The following is a 15,939-nucleotide window of genomic DNA, read 5'->3' as shown; positions in this document are numbered from 1 at the left end:
CGTGGGGTGCGACGTGGCCGGATGTGGGGCAGGTGAACGAAGTCGATGCGCGGTGACGGGGACGGCTGGGCCAAGAGCGACGACGGCAGTCGGCATTGGGGCAGGTTCGGCGCGGCCGGGCTGCTGCTGCGTGCCCCCGCGGCCGACGGGACACCGACCGTGCTCCTGCAGCATCGCGCGCAGTGGAGCCACCAGGGCGGCACCTGGGCGCTGCCCGGCGGCGCCCGTGACAGCCACGAGTCGACCGTCCACGCCGCGGTACGAGAGGCCGAGGAGGAGGCCGGGATCCCCGGTTCGGATCTGCGGGTCCGCGCGGAACGGGTGACCGCGCGCGCGAGCAGCGGCTGGAGCTACACGACGGTGATCGCCGATGCGGCGGGCCCGCTGACGACGGTGCCGAACGGCGAGAGCACGGAGCTGCGCTGGGTGCCGGAGGACGAGGTGGCGGGGCTGCCGCTGCACCCGGGGTTCGCGGAGAGCTGGCCGGAGCTGCGGAGCACCCCCGTCCGGTTGCTGCTGGACACCGCGAACGTGCTGGGTTCACGCCCGAACGGCTGGTGGCGGGACCGGGCGGGCGCGACCGGCGAGCTGCTCGCCGCGCTGGCCGCGACCCTGCCCCGCACCATCGAGCTGCCGGACGGCGGATTCGGCTGGCTGCCGCGGATCGAGGCGGTGCTGGAGGGCCAGGCGCGCGCGGTGGCCGCGGTGGACGCCCGGGTTCCCGTGCACGTGGCCGCGGGCAGCGGGGACGACGAGCTGGCGCTGCTGGCGGGCGCGGGCACCGAGCTGGCGATGGCCGCGGGCCCAGGGGCGCCGCACCCGGCCTTCGAGGGCGTGGACGAGCACCTGACCGCGGTGGTCACCGCCGACCGCGGGCTGCGCGAGCGCCTGCCGGAGACGGTGGTGCAGCTGTCGCCGTCGACCGTGCTGGGGTGGCTGGACTAACGGTTGGCGTTGCGGGCCAGGGCGTCGGCCAGCGAACGGGCCGCGGCCTGTGGGTCGCGTGCCTCGGTGATCGCGCGCACCACCACGATGCGCTCGGCCCCGGCCTCCAGGATCTCGGGCAGCCGCGCCTCGTCGATGCCCCCGATCGCGAACCACGGGCGGGTCGGGTGCGAGTCGGCGGTCGAGCGGACCAGGTCGAGGCCCGACGCGGTCCGGCCCGGCTTGGTCGGGGTCGCCCACACCGGCCCGGTGCAGAAGTAGTCGACGTCGTCCTCGATGGAGGCGAGCTGTGCCTGCGCGCGGCTGTGCGTCGAGCGGCCGATCACCACGTTCGGGCCGAGGATGCGGCGGGCGTAGTGCACCGGCAGGTCGCCCTGGCCGAGGTGCAGGACGTCGGCGCCCGCGGCCAGCGCCAGGTCGGCGCGGTCGTTCACCGCGAGCAGCGCGCCGTGCCTGCGGGCGGCGGCGGCGAGCTCGGCCAGCGCACCGAGCTCCTCATGGGTCTCCATCGGGCCGAACTTCTTCTCGCCCGCGGACCCCTTGTCGCGCAGCTGGATGATGTCGACGCCGCCCGACAGTGCGGCCTCGGCGAACTTCGCGAGGTCGCCCTTGTCGCGCCGGGCGTCGGTGCAGAGATACAAGCGGGCGGTGGCGAGGCGTTCCCGTGGGGTGAGGTGCCTGCCGGCATGCGAGGGGTGCACGCTCTCAACGGTAGTCTCTACGCAGAGAGAAGTAACACGGGAGTCCCGGCGAGCGCGGGGCTGAGAGGGGGCCGCGAGCCCCGACCGTCATACCTGACCCGGATCATGCCGGCGCAGGGAGTGAGGTGGAGTTGTGAGCAGAACCGTCGCGGTGATCGGGGGCGGCGTGATCGGGCTCTCGATCGCGTGGCGCGCCGCCCAGGCCGGCTGGCGCGTCACCGTCCATGATCCGGCGCCCGCGTCGGGGGCGTCGTGGGTGGCGGGCGGGATGCTGGCACCGCTGTCGGAGGGCTGGCCCGGTGAGGACGCGGTGCTGCAGGTTGGGGCGGATTCCCTGGCCCGCTGGCCCGACTTCGGCGGCGAGCTCGAGGCCCTCTCCGGCGAGAAGCTGTTCACCTCCCAGGGGTCGCTCACCGTCGCGCTCGACGCGGCCGACGCCGCGGACCTGCGGACCGTCGCCGAGTGGCTCGCAGGCCAGGGCCACGAGCTGGAACTGCTCTCGCGGGCCCAGATCCGCGCGGCCCAGCCGTCGCTGGCCCCGAACATCCGACTGGCGTTGCTCGCGGCCACCGAGTCCGCCGTCGACAACCGCGCGCTGATCGCGGCGCTGCGGTCGGCCTGCGTCGGGTCGGGGGTGGAGTTCGTCGCCGAGGCGGTCACCGACCCCGACACGGTCGCCGCCGACCAGGTGGTGGTGTCGGCCGGCACCGCGTCCGCGCGATTGTGGCCCGGGTTGCCGGTCCGTCCGGTCAAGGGCGAGATCCTGCGGCTGCACCGCAGACCCGGGGTGGCGCCCGCCCCGACGATGACCATCCGCGGCAGCGTGCACGGGCGCCCGGTGTACCTGGTGCCGCGCGGCGACGGCCTGGTGGTCGGCGCGACCCAGCACGAGTCGGGGGAGGACACCCAGGTCACCGTCGGCGGGGTACGCGACCTGATCGCCGACGCGCAGACCCTGATGCCGAGCATCGGGGAGTACGAGCTGCACGAGTGCGCCGCCGGACTGCGCCCGATGAGCCCCGACAACCTGCCGATCATCGGCCGGGTGTCGGAGCGGGTGGTGCTGGCCACCGGGCACGGGCGCAACGGCGTCCTGCTGACCCCGCTGACCGCGGACGCCGTGGTCGCCGAGCTCGACGGCGCACCGTTGGCGGAGGCCAAGAGCGCCTCCCCGGAACGTTTCACCCTTCAACGATGAGTGAGGACTCGATGACGAACACACCGGTGAACATCGGGATCACCGTCAACGGCGAGGACCATCAGCTGTCCGAGCCGCTGACCGTGGCCCAGCTGCTCGAACACCTCGGCCTGCCCGCCAAGGGCATCGCGGTCGCGGTGGACGGCGCGGTGTTCCCGCGGGCGTCCTGGGACACCCCGGTCGGCAAGGGCTGGGAGATCGAGATCCTGACGGCGGTGCAGGGTGGCTGAGCCGCTCACTGCAGACCGGCTGACCATCGCCGGCCGCAGCTTCGGCTCCCGGCTGATCATGGGCACCGGGGGTGCGGCGAACCTCGCCGTGCTGGAGGAGGCACTAGTCGCGTCCGGCACCGAGCTGACCACCGTCGCGATGCGCCGCGTCGACGCGGCAGGCGGAACCGGGGTGCTCGACCTGCTCCGCAAGCTGGACATCGCCCCGCTGCCGAACACCGCCGGCTGCCGCGGGGCCGCCGAGGCGGTGCTCACCGCGCAGCTCGGCCGGGAGGCGCTGGAGACCGACTGGGTCAAGCTGGAGGTCATCGCCGACGAGCGCACCCTGCTGCCCGACGCTATCGAACTCGTCTCGGCCGCAGAGCAACTCGTCGACGACGGGTTCACCGTGTTGCCCTACACCACCGACGACCCGGTGCTGGCGCGTCGGCTCGAGGACGTCGGATGCGCGGCGGTGATGCCGCTCGGCGCACCGATCGGGACGGGGCTCGGCATCTCCAATCCGCACAACATCGAGATGATCGTGGCGGCGGCCGGCGTCCCGGTGATCCTCGACGCCGGCATCGGCACCGCGAGCGATGCGGCGCTGGCCATGGAGCTCGGCTGCGACGCCGTGCTCCTCGCGACGGCGGTGACCAGGGCCAAGGATCCGGCGCTGATGGCGTCGGCGATGGCGGCCGCCGTGACCGCGGGGTACCTGGCCCGCCGCGCGGGGCGGATCCCGAAGCGGTTCTGGGCGCAGGCGTCGTCGCCGGAGTTCTAGGGACTCTGCGGTGTCGAAGCGGGCTAGATTCGGGGTATGGGCGAGCGGGTGCCGACTGCGGCCGGTGAGTTGACGCGCCGGCTGGGCCGCATCGAGACCGCGCCGGGCTCGGACGCCGAGGTCGCGGACCGGATCCTGCGGGCGTCGGGTCTCTCGCTCCACGGCACCGTCGTCCAGCTCATCCGCAGCGCTCTCGACCATCTGGATCTGGCCGGCCGGGACACCGACCCGCACGAGTTCGCACACCCGACCCTGATCCGCTCCGCCGTCACGACCGCGGCCACCGCGCTGTGGCTCATGGCCGGCCCGATCGACGAACAGCGCTATCGCACACTGCAGTTCGGCTACCGTGACCAGGTCTACCGCCGTCAGTACCTGGAGACGAGCCGGGCCGGGCTGCGGGAGTGCGCCGTCGCCGATGCGCGAGGTGCGGAGCTGCTGGCCGCCGCCCGGACCGTGCGGCCCGGCCTGAGCGAGCGCAGCTTCCGCACGATCGACTCGGACAGCTTCATCGTTGCCCAGGCGGGCCTGCTCATGGAGCCGGATGCGCTCGGCGGCCCCGACCCGGCGATGGAGGTGCCCACCCAGTGGAACCTGCTCAGCGCCTATGCGCACGGTCGGAACTGGGCGACCGTCGAGCAGGGCGACCGGATGGACAGCGCCGAGGTCGCCCTGGCGGTGGCGGAGGCGGCGGTGGCCCGACTCGAACGGCTCAGCGTCGCGCGCTGACGCGTGTCGGGTCCGGGTGGTGAGGGCCTCTCGGGGTCGGTGTCATCCCTAGGGATGACACCGGACGCGACCTCAGGGCGATGCGCGCGGGCCCGGACTGAGGAATCCTTCACGTCATGATTGAAGTGAGGGGTTTGACGAAAGAGTTCGGGCCCACGAAGGCGGTCGACGACCTGACCTTCACGGTGCAGCCCGGCATGGTGACCGGCTTCCTCGGACCGAACGGCGCAGGCAAGTCCACGACCATGCGGATGATCCTCGGCCTGGACCGGCCGACCGCGGGAACCGCGCTGATCGATGGCAAGCACTACCACGACCTGAAGCAACCGCTCCGGACCGTCGGCGCGCTGCTGGACGCGAAGTGGGTGCACCCCAACAGGTCCGCGAAGGCGCACCTGCAGTGGATGGCCGCGTCCAACGGGATCCCGATGTCCCGTGTCGACGAGGTGCTGCGGCTGGTCGGCCTGAGCGAGGTCGCGGGCAAGAAGGCCGGCGGCTTCTCGCTCGGCATGTCCCAGCGGCTCGGGCTGGCGGCCACCCTGCTCGGTGACCCGAAGGTCCTGTTGTTCGACGAGCCGGTCAACGGGCTCGACCCCGAGGGCATCGTCTGGATCCGAAAGTTCATGCAGCGCTTGGCGGCGGAGGGCCGCACGGTCCTGGTGTCCAGCCACCTGCTCTCCGAGATGGCGCTGACGGCAGAGCATCTCGTGGTGATCGGACGGGGACGGCTGATCTCCGACACGACCGTCAAGCAGTTCGTCGACCGGTCGTCCGAATCGACGGTGCGGGTGCGCAGCCCCCAGTTGGACGCGCTGCGCAGCGCCCTGACGTCGCAGGGCCTCACGGTCCGGGAGGACGGCACCTCCGAGCTCGGCGGCGCGCTCATCGTGCTCGAGTCGACCACCGACGTCGTCGGACAGATCGCCGGCGGCCACGGAATCGTCCTGCACGAGTTGGCCGCTGAGCAGGGGTCCCTGGAGGACGCCTTCATGAAACTGACGGGGGACGATGTGCAGTACCACGCTGCCGGCGTCGACGACGTGATGGGAGGGGCGCTCTGATGGGTGTCGTGAACGCAGAACGGATCAAGCTCACCTCGACCCGGTCGCCGTGGTGGTGCACCGTGGCGATCATCGCGCTCGGGCTCGGCCTGGCCGCGGTGATCGGGCTGACGTCCAAGGCCAGCCTGAATCAGTTCAACGACCAGATCGCGGAGGGGGACAAGCCGGACTTCGAGCCCTTCCTGCCCACGCTGGCGGACGCGGTCGGCGGGGTGTCCGGTTTCGGTGTGCTGGTCCTGATGATCATGGCCGCGCTCGCGGTGACCAGTGAGTACCGGTTCGGCATCATCCGGACCACCTTCCAGGCCGTGCCGAAGCGCGATTCCGTGCTGATCACCAAGGCCGGGCTGATCGGTGTCTTCGGCGCGCTGCTCACCTTCGTGCTCACCTTCGGTGCGTACGCGATCGCCAAGGCCACCGCGGGCTCCGCGGCGGGCGCTGCCCTGAAGCTGTCCGGCAGCGAGGCGTGGCGGGCGATCTACGGTGTGCCGATCTACGCCTTCCTCTGCGTGGTGCTCGCGGTCTCGGTCGGCACCCTGTTGCGGCAGTCGGCGGGCGCGATCGCGCTGCTGCTGCTGTGGCCGCTGCTGATCGAGAGCCTGTTCGGTCTCTTCGGCAAGTTCGGCGAGACGATCCAGCCGTTCCTGCCGTTCGCGAACGCGAATCACTTCCTCGGCGCGCCGCAGGGCATCGACTTCCACTGGGGTCCCTGGGGCAGCCTGGCCTACTTCGTGGCCTTCGTGGCGGTGATCTTCGGTTCGGCGCTGTTCATGGTGAACCGTCGCGACGCCTAGACCTCGCGCAGACGACCGTGCGCGTCCGGCACCCCCTCGGTGCCGGGCGCGCACGGTTTCTTTTTGCGCCGATCCGGCGCCCGCGCGCAGTACGCTCGGCAAATGCGACAGTCCATTCGGGCACGGGTCGGAGCGTCGTCGGCGGTGGTATTGGCCGGGATCGCGCTGGTGTCCGGGTGCGGCAGGGACGAACCGGAGTCGCTGCCCGCACCCCCCGTCGACGGCCGGTCGCTGGCGGCCGCCGTCGAGGGCGACGCGGTGGCCGCGCACCTGGCGGCGCTCGAGCGGATCGCGACCGACAACAACGACACCCGGGCGGCGGGGACCCCGGGCTACGACGCCAGCGTCGACTACGTCGCCGACCGACTCCGCTCCGCCGGCTTCGAGGTGTCCACCCCGGAGTTCGAGCTGGACCGTTTCATCGCCGGACCGGTGGAGTTGCGCTCGGGTGACCGGGAGTTCGCCGCGCGCACCTTGCAGTACTCGCCGGCGACGCCACCGGACGGGATCACCGCACGGACCGTCGCACCGCCGGACGACGGCAGCCCCGGCTGCGAGGCGGCGGACTACGACGGGCTCGACGCCGCCGGCGCGATCGCGGTGGTCCGGCGCGGGGTCTGCCCGTTCTCGACGAAGGAACAGGTGGCCGCCGACCGCGGCGCCGCCGCCGTCGTGGTGGTCAACAACGAGGACGGTCCGCTGGCGGGGGGCACGCTGGGGGAGGACTCGGAGCCGCGGATCCCCGTGGTGAGCGTGCCGGGCTCCGAGGGTGCGGCGGCCGCGGCCGCACCCGAGCTGACGCTGAAGCTGGAGGCGGTCACCGAGACCGCCACGAGCCGCAACGTGATCGCCCAGACCACGACCGGGTCGACCGAGAACGTGGTGCTGGTGGGCGCGCACCTGGACAGCGTCGAGGAGGGCCCGGGGATCAACGACAACGGCAGTGGGTCGGCCGCGGTGCTCGAGACCGCGCTGCGGCTGGGCAGTGCGCCGAACGTGACGAACGCGGTTCGCTTCGCCTGGTGGGGCGCCGAGGAACAGGGCCTGGTCGGGTCGGAGCGGTACGTCGAGGGACTCGAGGACAGCGAACTCGAGGACATCGCGCTGTACCTGAACTTCGACATGATCGGTTCGCGGAACGCGGGATACCTCACCCTGGACGGCGACGATTCCGACCGGGACGGCGCCGGGCCGGGGCCGCAGGGTTCCGACGGGATCGAGCGGACCCTGAACGGCTACCTCGCCTGGCGCGGGATCGTCGCGGACGGAACGGATTTCGACGGTCGGTCGGACTACGGCCCGTTCATCGAGATGGGGATACCGTCCGGTGGGGTGTACAGCGGGGCGGACGACCGCAAGACCGAGGAGCAGGCGCAGAAGTGGGGTGGCACGGCGGGTGAGGCCTACGACCCGGGCTACCACACGCCGGAGGACACCCTGGCGAACGTGGATCGGGAGGCGCTGGCGCAGAACGCGGCCGCGGTGGCCTTCGGCGTCGGTACCTACGCGAACTCCATCGAGGGCCCGGACGGGGTCCCCGGGCAGGCGGACCGCGCGCGGGCACGAGCGGGTGCGGGACAGTGAAACGGGTCAATATCTGTAACCCTGAGTTACACTCGGCTCGTGAGTGACGACCCCTCCGCCCCTGGCGTCGAACCCATCGACGCGGGCGACCGCGATCGCGCGGGTCGCACCGTGCCCGGGGCGGCCGTCGAGTGGATCCGCGAGGTCAACACCAGGCCCCGGGTGGTCGACGCGGTCCGCCGGCTCCGCCGGGCCCTGCCGGGCGACCCCTCCTTCGGTGATCCGTTGTCCACGGCGGGACCCGGCGGCGTACGCGCGATGGCGCGGGCCGCGGACCGGTTCCTCGACGACGGCCCCGGCGCCTCGCGAGAGGTGAGCCTGGGCGCCCTGCAGGTCTGGCAGGCGCTGCTCGAGCGGACCGGACGCGGTCGCGGTCCGCGCGAGGTGACCATCGTCTTCACCGATCTGATCGGATTCTCGAGCTGGTCGCTCGGCGCGGGCGACGAGGTGGCCCTCGCGCTGCTGCGCGAGGTCGCGAAGGCGGTCGAGGGGCCGATCGTCGACCGCGGTGGCCAGGTGGTCAAGCGGATGGGCGACGGGCTGATGGCGGTCTTCGCGCGGCCGGACCGTGCCGTCGAGGCGATGTTCGCCGCCCGAGCCCAGCTCGCCGAGGTGGAGGTCGCGGGCTACCGGCCGCGGATGCGGATCGGCGTGCACACCGGGTCGCCGCGGCAGGTGGCCTCCGACTGGCTGGGCGTGGACGTGAATGTCGCGGCACGCATGATGGAGCTCGGCGGCGACGGCAACATCGTCGCCTCCGAGGCCACGCTGACCGCGCTCGAGCCGGGATTCCTCGACGGCCTCGGCGTCGCGACCAAGCCCTACCGCCGGGGGTTGTTCGCCGCCCCGCCGCGCGGAGTCCCGGAGGGCCTGCGCGCCTTCACCCTCCACCCGCAATGAGGGCGGCGGCATTGCCACCCGTGGCGCCGCCGCCCACACTGGAGTCATGGTTGACAGGGAGCAACGCACGCCCTTCTACGGGGTCGTGATGATTCTCGCGGCGCTCGGTGCGGCGATGGCGGTCAGTTACTACGGGCCCGCCTGGTTCCGCGTCACCGTCTACATCCTCGCGGTGATGGTTTTCCTGGTCGGCGGAGTCATGACCTTCCGGGACTACTCGCGCTGACGGTTGCGCGCGCGGTGCGCGTCGTCCCCGGTGCGGGGGGCGACGCGCATCCGCGCGTCAGTGCAGGCGCCAGAGCGGGGACACCGGACCGTGCCCGGCGCCCAGGTCGTACGACGCGGCCAGACACCGCGTCACCCACTCCTTGCCGAACGCGACGGCGTCGGGCATCGGGTACCCGTTCGCCAGCGCGCACGCGATCGCGGCGGCCAGGGTGTCGCCGCCGCCGTGATCGTTGCCCGTGTCGATCCGCGGGCTGGTGAACTCGTGGAAGTTCTCGCCGTCGAACAGCAGATCGGTCGACGCCGTCGACGTGCGCAGGTGTCCCCCCTTGACCAGCGCCCACTGCGCCCCGAGCCCGTGCAGCGCCTCCGCGGCCCGGCGGGCAGAGGCGTCGTCGACCACGTCGATCCCGGTGATGAGCCGGACCTCGTCGAGGTTCGGCGTCACCAGCGAGGCGATCGGGATCAGGGTGTGCCGGACCGCGTCGAGCGCCTCGGCGTGCAGCAGCGGATCGCCGTGCATGGACGCGCAGACCGGGTCGACGACCAGCGGCACCGCCTGGCCGCGGCCGATGCCGACCTCGCCGCAGACCTGAGCGACGGCCTCGATGATCGCGGTCGACGCGAGCATCCCCGTCTTGGCGGCGGCGACCCCGATGTCGCCGACCACCGACCGCACCTGGTCCGCCACGATCTGCGGTGGGATCTCGTGGAACCCGCTGACCCCGACCGAGTTCTGCACCGTCACCGCGGCGACGGCAACGCAGGCGTGCACGCCGCACATGGCCATCGTGCGGGAGTCGGCCTGGATGCCCGCACCGCCGCCGGAGTCGGTTCCGGCGATGGTGAGGACGCGGATCGGGGTCTGTCCGTCCGGGGTCAGGGGCAGCAACTTCACGCGTGAGAGCCTATCGGCCGGCCGGAACGACGGGCAGGTACACCTGGCTGCCGCGGTCCGCGAACTCGACTGATTTCTCCGCCATGCCGTCGGCGATCATCCGGTCGATGTCCTCCTGCGTTTCGAGCCCGTTCTGCTCCGCGTACTCGCGCACATCCGCCGAGATCCGCATGGAGCAGAACTTCGGCCCGCACATCGAGCAGAAGTGCGCGGTCTTCGCCGGTTCCGCGGGCAGCGTCTCGTCGTGATACTCGCGGGCGGTGTCCGGGTCGAGGGACAGCGCGAACTGGTCGCGCCAGCGGAACTCGAAGCGCGCCCTCGACAGCGCATCGTCGCGCTCCTGCGCCCGCGGGTGCGCCTTGGCGAGGTCGGCGGCGTGCGCGGCGATCTTGTAGGTGATGACGCCGACCTTCACGTCGTCCCGGTTGGGCAGGCCGAGGTGTTCCTTCGGGGTCACGTAACAGAGCATCGCGGTGCCGGCCTGCGCGATCATCGCGGCGCCGATCGCCGAGGTGATGTGGTCGTAGGCGGGTGCGATGTCGGTGGCCAGCGGGCCGAGGGTGTAGAACGGCGCCTCCTCGCACAGCTCCTCCTCGAGCCGCACGTTCTCCACGATCTTGTGCATCGGGACGTGGCCGGGTCCCTCGATCATCACCTGCACGCCATGGGATTTCGCGATCTTGGTCAGCTCGCCGAGGGTCCGCAGTTCGGCGAACTGGGCCTCGTCGTTGGCGTCCGCGATGGACCCGGGGCGGAGACCGTCGCCGAGCGAGAACGTCACGTCGTACTCGCGCAGGATCTCGCAGAGTTCCTCGAAGTGTGTGTACAGGAACGACTCTCGGTGGTGAGCCAGGCACCAGGCCGCCATGATCGAACCGCCGCGCGAGACGATCCCGGTGACGCGCTTGGCGGTCAGCGGCACGTACCGCAGCAGCACGCCTGCGTGCACGGTCATGTAGTCCACGCCCTGCTCGCACTGCTCGATCACGGTGTCGCGGTAGATCTCCCACGTCAGCGCGGTGGGATCGCCGCCCACCTTCTCCAGTGCCTGGTAGATCGGCACGGTGCCCACCGGCACCGGCGAGTTGCGCAGGATCCATTCGCGGGTCTGGTGGATGTCCTTGCCGGTGGACAGGTCCATGATGTTGTCCGCGCCCCACCTGGTGGCCCAGACCATCTTCTCAACCTCCTCCGCGATGGAGGAGGTGACCGCGGAGTTCCCGATGTTCGCGTTGATCTTCACCAGGAACCGCTTGCCGATGATCATCGGTTCGGACTCGGGGTGCTTGTGGTTCGCCGGGATGACGGCGCGCCCGGCCGCCACCTCCTCGCGCACGACCTCGGCCGAGACGCCTTCGCGGGCGGCGCAATAGCGCATCTCGGTGGTGATGATCCCGGCCCGCGCCCAGGCCAGCTGGGTGCGGGCGAGGTTGGGGCCGCCGCTGCGGCTGGTGCCGCCGAGATCGACGGGATCGGGCTTGGCCCAGCCGTCGCGTGTCTTCGCGAGACCGGCCTCGAGGTCGATGTCCGCCCCGGCGTCGGTGTACGGGCCGGAGGTGTCGTACAGGTCGAGATGCTCGCCGTTGGTCAGGTGGACCCGGCGAACGGGCACGGACAGGCCGTCGACGTCCAGGTACTGCTTGCTGCTGCCCTCGATGGGCCCGGTGGTGACGGTGGTGCCGGAAACAGAGGTGTCCCTCATCAGTGCTCTCCCTACGCCGGCATTACCCGGTCAGGTTCAACGGTCGACGGCCCTGATCGCTCCGAAGAGCTAGCCGTCCTCTCAGCCCGCTGGTGCGAGCCCCCGTGGGTTGTGTAGTTGTCGGGACGACCATAGGGCACGCCCCCCGATCCCCGGTGCCTGCCCCTGCCGCGCGGGTGTCGACCAAGATTTGTTGGCGCAAACCGGGACGGTGGCGGGGCCCGCTGCCTATAGTGGCGGAAATCACATTGTGATTACGGATCGGGCAAGGAGACGGGGCACATGATCGCGGAATCGCCGACGGCAGAGGTGACGAACAATGCAGGTCAGAACCGATTCGAGCTGCGGCTCAACGGGGACCTCGTCGGCATTCTCGGTTATTACGACTTGGACACGCGGGGAGCAAGGCGGCCCTCGTCGGCGACCCCCGTGGTCTCGTTCATGCACACCGTGATCGTCGAGGACTTCGGTCATCGGGGCCTCGCCGCGGTGATGGTCCGCCGCGCCCTCGACGCGGCGCGCGGTTACGGCTGGAAGATCCGGCCGGTGTGCACGTACCTCCAGCGATTCGTCGCGGACAACCCCGAGTACCGGGACCTCATCGTCCCGGTGTGAGTATTTTGGGTGCCGATTCGGCCACGATCAGATGGTGACTCGGCAACAAATCGCCCCATCGGCACCAAATCGGGCGACCGGGCCGGGAGGGGACTGCTTCCATGGTGAGGTGTCCCACATCTTCAAGCGGCATCCTGTCCCGGCAGCGGTGGTGACTGCGCCCGCCCCTGTCCCAGCAAACCCGGCGCTGGCGCGCGTCGTGGACAACCCCTCGCATTCGCGCTTCGACCTCTGGGTCGGCGACGAGCTGATCGGCATCCTCGGGTATCGCGGCGAGGGGGAGTCGACCGAGTTCGCGGGCGGCCGCGGTGAGGTGGTCGCGCTGATGCACACGGTCGTCAAGGAGGAGTTCGGCGGCCGTGGCTGGGCCGCCGTGCTGGTCGGCGACGTGTTGGCGCTCTCGAGGGAACGCGGCTGGCGGCTGCGGCCGGTCTGCACGTATGTGCAGCGATACCTGGCCGCCCACCCCGAGGACCTGGATCTGCTCGTGGACGAGGACTGATTCGCCCCGAATTCGTCATACCGTCGCACGGAAAGGCAACGGCCCCTATGCTTCCCCCTGACCCGTCGCGGTCGGGGCTCGACCACGGGGATCTCGAACACGTTCTGCACCTCCCCGGTCCCGCGCGGTGGCGGGAGTCATGTCATCGCTTCGCGTACCGACGCGCCGTGTAACTGGGGGAAGAATGACGATCGTTGCTGCCGCGCGCGAGGGCGCCCAGGGCAGGTCCGCTCGGGTGGCCGGGATCTCCGCCGACGTCAGGGCGGGGACGGCCTCGCTCGCCGTCGCGCTCGGTGTCGGGGCCTTCGCGCTCGCCTCGGTGTGCATCGCACCGCCCGCGCAGGCCGGTCCGATCCGGGAGTTCGCGAAGTTCGTCGCGACCCAGGTCGAGGCCAGCACCGCGCAGATCAAGCTCGAGTCGGGCCGCTTCGTCCGGGACGCCCAGACGAACGCCATCGCCGCCGTCAACGAGGCGGGCCGGGTCCTGGAGAACCTGCCGCTGCGCCTCGAGGTCGACGGCGCGGTGCAGAGCATCAACTACTCGATCTCCGAGGGCGGCAAGGTCGTGTCGGCGGTCGTGGGCACCGCCATCGACGCCGGGACGGTCGTGGCCGCACAGGTCGTCAACCAGGCCGGTGCCCTCGCCGAGGAGTGCGTGAAGTCCGGGGTGAAACCCGCCATCACGGGGGCATTGACCGGTGCCGTCACCGCGGCCTCCGCTGCGGGGCTGGCGGCGGGCCCGGCCGGACTGGTGGGTGGTGTGGCCACGGGCGCGGCCTCGGGTGCCGTGACCGGCTTCGCCGGTGGCTGCGCGGACGGCCTCTTCAGGCAGATGGTCCGATAGTCCGGACGGTCGGATAGTCGGTCGCGGGCCGCGCGTCAGGACGCGCGGACCGCGAGTCGCCAGAGCGAGACGATCTCGGTGGCGCGGACCGCGGCCAACGGGTCGCGTCCGCCGGATCGGTCGCCGCCGGCGCGCGGGTGCCGCGGCCGGGTGTCGGTGCGGCTCAGCACCGTCAGGCCGGCCCGATCGAACTGGTCCGTCAGCTGTGTCCGGGTGCGCAGGCCGAGACGTTCGGCGAGATCGGAGAGCACCAGCCAGCCCTCGCCGCCGGCATTGAGGTGATCCGGCAGGCCCCGGACGAACTCGGTGAGCATGTGCCCCTTGCGGTCGAACACGCCCAGCTCGACCGACGACGTCGGGGCGGCGGGTACCCAGGGTGGGTTGCACACCACGAGGTCGGCCCGGCCCGTCGGGTACACGTCGGTCTGGACCACCTCCACCCGGTCGGCGAGCCCGAGTCGCTGCACGTTGTCGGTTGCGCAGGCCACCGCGCGCGGTTCGATGTCGGTGGCGACCACCCGTCCGACGCCCCGCTTCGCCAGCACGGCGGCGAGCACACCGGTGCCGGTTCCGAGGTCGAATGCCGTTGCGGTGGAGGGTAACCGCGCCTCCGCGACCAGGTCGATGTACTCGTTCCTGGTGGGGGCGAAGACGCCGTAGTGCGGGTGGATCCGTGCGTCGAGGGCCGGGATCAGCACGCCGCGTCTGCGCCACTCGTGCGCCCCCACCGTCCCGAGCAGCTCCTGTAGGGAGGCCACGCTCGGCTCGGTCGCCTCGCCGTACGCCTCGCGGCAGGCGTCCCGGATGTCGGGGGCCCGCCGGAGGCCGATGCCGAAGTCTGCGTCGAGCTCGATCAGCACCATGCTCAGGATGCGGGTGCGGTGTGCCCGGGCCTGCCGGTGCCGGTGAAAGGTGACGGCGAGGTCGGGGTCGGGCTTGACCTGTTGACGGTCGAGCCTGCGCTTGAGCGCGTCGAGGAGTTGCCGGGCGCCGAGGAAGTCGCCGCGCCAGAGCACCGCGGTGCCCTCGGAGGCGAGCCGCATCGCGTCGTCGGCGCGCAGTTCGTCGCCGGCGATCTCGACCCGCTTCGGTGGCTTGACGGTGCTGTTGGTCCGCCACGGCGCCGAACGGCGTTCGCCGTCCTCGACCCATTCGATCTCGGTCCGGTCGGGCTGCTCGCGCGGGGTCTCCACGACGGGCTCCTTGCTCTGGGGGGCGGCGCGAGCCTGCGAAGCACGCCTCGGATGAGGCGGACACGGTGCATGAATCGTAGACCGGGAGGGCGAGCGGACAGAATTTGAGAGCACTGCTCTTGTTTTCTGTCGCGTCGCGGTGAACACTGCTCTCTAGTAAGAGCGTTGCTCTCAATTGCTACGGGAGGTAGAGATGATCCAGACGGTGAACCGGGCGGTCACCAGCCCCGCACGGGTCGCGGCGGCGGCGTTGTTCGGCGCGGCGGGGCTGCTGTTCATGCTGTACCCCGCGGTCCGGCCCTATTCGGACTACCTGAACCAGACCACACTGGACGGCGCGCGGGCCTACGCGTCCGGCGCATGGGTCGCCGCGCATTTCTTCGGGATGATCGGGTTCCTGCTGCTCGGCCTCGCCGTGCAGGCGCTGCGCGAGATCCTCCGCGGCACCGACGGCGACCGGGCCGGCATCGCCGCGACGGCACTGACCTGGGTCGGTGTCGGCCTGACCCTGCCCTACTACGGCGCGGAGGACTTCGGGTTGCACGCGATCGGCGGGCGCGCGCTCGCGGACGGGACGCCGGAGCTGCTCGGCCTGGTCGACGGCGTTCGCGGCGGCGGCACCCAGATGACCATGTTCGCGGCGGGGCTGCTGCTGGTCGCCGCGGGCGCGGTCACCGCCGCGGTCGGGATCTGGCGGTCCGGGGTGCTGGCGCGATGGAGCGGGGTCCCGCTCGCGATCGGGTTCGCCCTGTTCATCCCGCAGTTCTTCGGCAGCCCGTGGATGCGCGTGGCGCACGGGGTTCTGTTGGCGGCTGGTGCGCTGTGGCTGGCCGCGGAGCTGCTCCGGGCGCGCCGAACCGACCGATCGGCTCGGACGACGTCGTGATCGCGGGACCGCCGCCGGGGGTGCCGACGTCGCGGGACGCCGGCACCCCCCCAGGGCCCTTGGCCGTCAGGGGCCGGGCGCCGGTCAGCCGATGCTGAAGGGCTGTCCCCAGAGGGTGACGGTGCCCTTGACGTTCTCGGTGTCGACGGTGACGTTGACGTAGGAGCGG

19 protein-coding genes and 1 riboswitch are annotated in these 15,939 nt (G+C 71.5%); of the genes, 14 read left to right on the top strand and 5 right to left on the bottom strand.

All coding sequences use genetic code 11. The features are described 5' to 3' along the window. Positions 1-45 precede the first annotated feature (45 nt). Entirely contained in the window at positions 46-945 is a 900-nt protein-coding gene (locus tag ACFQS9_RS00095) for an NUDIX hydrolase (protein WP_378400294.1), read from the top strand. Here the strand turns inward: ACFQS9_RS00095 and thiE are convergent. Further along, positions 942-1,646, bottom strand: a complete 705-nt coding sequence (thiE, locus tag ACFQS9_RS00090) for a thiamine phosphate synthase (RefSeq protein ID WP_378400292.1) — start codon at positions 1,644-1,646, stop codon at positions 942-944. The genes ACFQS9_RS00095 and thiE overlap by 4 nt on opposite strands. Before the next feature lie 26 nt (positions 1,647-1,672). Continuing rightward, positions 1,673-1,783, top strand: a riboswitch (TPP riboswitch). On the opposite strand from thiE, the gene thiO reads away from it, so the two are divergent. From thiO to ACFQS9_RS00045, 9 genes are all read left to right on the top strand, one after another. Next, a complete protein-coding gene (gene thiO, locus ACFQS9_RS00085; RefSeq protein ID WP_378400290.1) occupies positions 1,780-2,844 on the top strand; it encodes a glycine oxidase ThiO in 1,065 nt (354 codons plus the stop codon). It overlaps the preceding riboswitch by 4 nt. Continuing rightward, positions 2,841-3,074, top strand: coding sequence for a sulfur carrier protein ThiS (thiS, locus tag ACFQS9_RS00080; protein ID WP_378400288.1), 234 nt, complete (start codon positions 2,841-2,843; stop codon positions 3,072-3,074). The genes thiO and thiS overlap by 4 nt, the downstream gene beginning before the upstream one ends. Then, positions 3,067-3,837: a thiazole synthase gene (thiG, locus tag ACFQS9_RS00075; protein WP_378400286.1), complete on the top strand. Its 771-nt coding sequence runs from the start codon at positions 3,067-3,069 to the stop codon at positions 3,835-3,837. The genes thiS and thiG overlap by 8 nt, the downstream gene beginning before the upstream one ends. A 36-nt stretch (positions 3,838-3,873) precedes the next feature. Continuing rightward, complete coding sequence (locus tag ACFQS9_RS00070; RefSeq protein WP_378400284.1) at positions 3,874-4,566, top strand: hypothetical protein; 693 nt, start codon at positions 3,874-3,876, stop codon at positions 4,564-4,566. Positions 4,567-4,682: 116 nt separating this feature from the next. Then, positions 4,683-5,627 (top strand): ABC transporter ATP-binding protein, encoded by a 945-nt coding sequence (locus ACFQS9_RS00065; RefSeq protein ID WP_378400282.1) that lies wholly within the window; start codon positions 4,683-4,685, stop codon positions 5,625-5,627. Further along, positions 5,627-6,421: an ABC transporter permease gene (locus tag ACFQS9_RS00060; RefSeq protein ID WP_378400280.1), complete on the top strand. Its 795-nt coding sequence runs from the start codon at positions 5,627-5,629 to the stop codon at positions 6,419-6,421. The genes ACFQS9_RS00065 and ACFQS9_RS00060 overlap by 1 nt, the downstream gene beginning before the upstream one ends. A gap of 102 nt (positions 6,422-6,523) precedes the next feature. Beyond that, positions 6,524-8,005 (top strand): M28 family peptidase, encoded by a 1,482-nt coding sequence (locus ACFQS9_RS00055; protein WP_378400278.1) that lies wholly within the window; start codon positions 6,524-6,526, stop codon positions 8,003-8,005. Positions 8,006-8,140: 135 nt separating this feature from the next. Further along, complete coding sequence (locus ACFQS9_RS00050) at positions 8,141-8,905, top strand: adenylate/guanylate cyclase domain-containing protein (protein ID WP_378400764.1); 765 nt, start codon at positions 8,141-8,143, stop codon at positions 8,903-8,905. A gap of 46 nt (positions 8,906-8,951) precedes the next feature. Beyond that, complete coding sequence (locus ACFQS9_RS00045; protein ID WP_378400276.1) at positions 8,952-9,131, top strand: hypothetical protein; 180 nt, start codon at positions 8,952-8,954, stop codon at positions 9,129-9,131. A gap of 57 nt (positions 9,132-9,188) precedes the next feature. Here the strand turns inward: ACFQS9_RS00045 and thiD are convergent, their stop codons facing one another. Next, on the bottom strand, positions 9,189-10,028 hold the full coding sequence (gene thiD, locus ACFQS9_RS00040; RefSeq protein ID WP_378400274.1) for a bifunctional hydroxymethylpyrimidine kinase/phosphomethylpyrimidine kinase: 840 nt from the start codon (positions 10,026-10,028) through the stop codon (positions 9,189-9,191). Between the two features lie 10 nt (positions 10,029-10,038). Continuing rightward, positions 10,039-11,730 (bottom strand): phosphomethylpyrimidine synthase ThiC, encoded by a 1,692-nt coding sequence (gene thiC / locus ACFQS9_RS00035; RefSeq protein ID WP_378400272.1) that lies wholly within the window; start codon positions 11,728-11,730, stop codon positions 10,039-10,041. 282 nt (positions 11,731-12,012) lie between these two features. On the opposite strand from thiC, the gene ACFQS9_RS00030 reads away from it, so the two are divergent. The 3 genes from ACFQS9_RS00030 (at position 12,013) to ACFQS9_RS00020 (ending at position 13,691) form a co-directional block, all read left to right on the top strand. Further along, complete coding sequence (locus ACFQS9_RS00030; protein ID WP_378400270.1) at positions 12,013-12,345, top strand: GNAT family N-acetyltransferase; 333 nt, start codon at positions 12,013-12,015, stop codon at positions 12,343-12,345. A 148-nt stretch (positions 12,346-12,493) separates the two neighbouring features. After that, positions 12,494-12,847: a GNAT family N-acetyltransferase gene (locus ACFQS9_RS00025; RefSeq protein ID WP_378400762.1), complete on the top strand. Its 354-nt coding sequence runs from the start codon at positions 12,494-12,496 to the stop codon at positions 12,845-12,847. A 184-nt stretch (positions 12,848-13,031) separates the two neighbouring features. Further along, positions 13,032-13,691, top strand: coding sequence for a DUF8020 domain-containing protein (locus ACFQS9_RS00020; protein WP_378400268.1), 660 nt, complete (start codon positions 13,032-13,034; stop codon positions 13,689-13,691). 35 nt (positions 13,692-13,726) lie between these two features. Here ACFQS9_RS00020 and ACFQS9_RS00015 read toward each other — a convergent pair whose 3' ends face one another. Then, complete coding sequence (locus ACFQS9_RS00015; RefSeq protein WP_378400266.1) at positions 13,727-14,884, bottom strand: methyltransferase; 1,158 nt, start codon at positions 14,882-14,884, stop codon at positions 13,727-13,729. Positions 14,885-15,077: 193 nt separating this feature from the next. On the opposite strand from ACFQS9_RS00015, the gene ACFQS9_RS00010 reads away from it, so the two are divergent. Further along, positions 15,078-15,770, top strand: a complete 693-nt coding sequence (locus ACFQS9_RS00010; protein WP_378400264.1) for a hypothetical protein — start codon at positions 15,078-15,080, stop codon at positions 15,768-15,770. 84 nt (positions 15,771-15,854) lie between these two features. Here ACFQS9_RS00010 and ACFQS9_RS00005 read toward each other — a convergent pair. Beyond that, the coding region (locus ACFQS9_RS00005) for an MspA family porin (protein ID WP_378400760.1) at positions 15,855-15,939 on the bottom strand (85 nt) is incomplete at its 5' end.

Source organism: Rhodococcus daqingensis (genome assembly GCF_042665615.1).
GTDB lineage: Bacteria > Actinomycetota > Actinomycetes > Mycobacteriales > Mycobacteriaceae > Rhodococcus_G > Rhodococcus_G daqingensis.
The sequence above is the reverse complement of the archived record's forward strand: the minus strand, read 5'-3'. Positions and strand labels throughout refer to the sequence as shown.

Coding starts and splice junctions, on each gene's coding strand:
- thiS (WP_378400288.1), top strand. CDS start 2,841: ATGAGTGAGGACTCGATGACGAACACACCGGTGAACATCGGGATCACC.
- ACFQS9_RS00010 (WP_378400264.1), top strand. CDS start 15,078: ATGATCCAGACGGTGAACCGGGCGGTCACCAGCCCCGCACGGGTCGCG.
- ACFQS9_RS00030 (WP_378400270.1), top strand. CDS start 12,013: ATGATCGCGGAATCGCCGACGGCAGAGGTGACGAACAATGCAGGTCAG.
- ACFQS9_RS00020 (WP_378400268.1), top strand. CDS start 13,032: ATGACGATCGTTGCTGCCGCGCGCGAGGGCGCCCAGGGCAGGTCCGCT.
- ACFQS9_RS00045 (WP_378400276.1), top strand. CDS start 8,952: ATGGTTGACAGGGAGCAACGCACGCCCTTCTACGGGGTCGTGATGATT.
- ACFQS9_RS00060 (WP_378400280.1), top strand. CDS start 5,627: ATGGGTGTCGTGAACGCAGAACGGATCAAGCTCACCTCGACCCGGTCG.
- ACFQS9_RS00095 (WP_378400294.1), top strand. CDS start 46: ATGCGCGGTGACGGGGACGGCTGGGCCAAGAGCGACGACGGCAGTCGG.
- ACFQS9_RS00065 (WP_378400282.1), top strand. CDS start 4,683: ATGATTGAAGTGAGGGGTTTGACGAAAGAGTTCGGGCCCACGAAGGCG.
- thiC (WP_378400272.1), bottom strand. CDS start 11,730: ATGAGGGACACCTCTGTTTCCGGCACCACCGTCACCACCGGGCCCATC.
- ACFQS9_RS00055 (WP_378400278.1), top strand. CDS start 6,524: ATGCGACAGTCCATTCGGGCACGGGTCGGAGCGTCGTCGGCGGTGGTA.
- ACFQS9_RS00070 (WP_378400284.1), top strand. CDS start 3,874: ATGGGCGAGCGGGTGCCGACTGCGGCCGGTGAGTTGACGCGCCGGCTG.